The organism is Streptomyces sp. P17 (assembly GCF_032436805.1).
GTDB lineage: Bacteria > Actinomycetota > Actinomycetes > Streptomycetales > Streptomycetaceae > Streptomyces.
In genome coordinates this window covers 1-560 of sequence record NZ_JAVRBF010000269.1, presented here as the reverse complement: position 1 = coordinate 560, position 560 = coordinate 1, and the positions used below count along the sequence as shown (strand labels likewise).

Here is a 560-nt window from a genome sequence, read left to right as displayed (position 1 = left end):
CTGATTGGCGCCGTTAAGGTTAATGGCGAGCGGCCACGAGAAAGGTCTGTCATCCGTCTGGCACGCCGTGGGCAAACGCAGTCTGGTCGGGGCCGCGCCCATGGCTTCGTTCGTGGAAAAATATCCCGGGGGTGAGGGCCGCTTGCGGCCCGAGGGGGCTGGCCCCCTTTTACTTCCCCCGAGGCGGGCGCGACTTATAGACGGGGAGTTTCCAGCCCCAGATCAGGCTGCCGGCCCGCAGAATCAGGGTGACAGCGCCGCAGATCAGCAGCACCTCTGGCCGGTTCAGACCGACCCACACTGCGACCAGCGCCGCGACGGCTCCGCCAAAAGCGGCGGTCAGGTAAAGCTCGCCCTGACGCAGCACCAGCGGCACCTCATTGGCCACAACATCGCGCATCAGCCCACCGAAGGTGCCCGTCATCACCCCCATCGCCACGACGATCACCGGCGCCACACGTAGATCCAGCGCGACTCCCACCCCTGCGGGCACCGCCACCGCCAAAGCGCAGGCGTCAAGCCAAAGGATCGCCCGTGCCCGGCTTTCCAGCAGATGCGCG

The 560-nt window shown here is 66.8% G+C and carries 1 protein-coding gene; it reads right to left on the bottom strand.

Annotated elements, in window-relative coordinates:
- Positions 1-169 precede the first annotated feature (169 nt).
- On the bottom strand, positions 170-560 hold a 391-nt coding region (locus RMT89_RS40795; RefSeq protein WP_315888806.1), incomplete at its 5' end, for a TRIC cation channel family protein.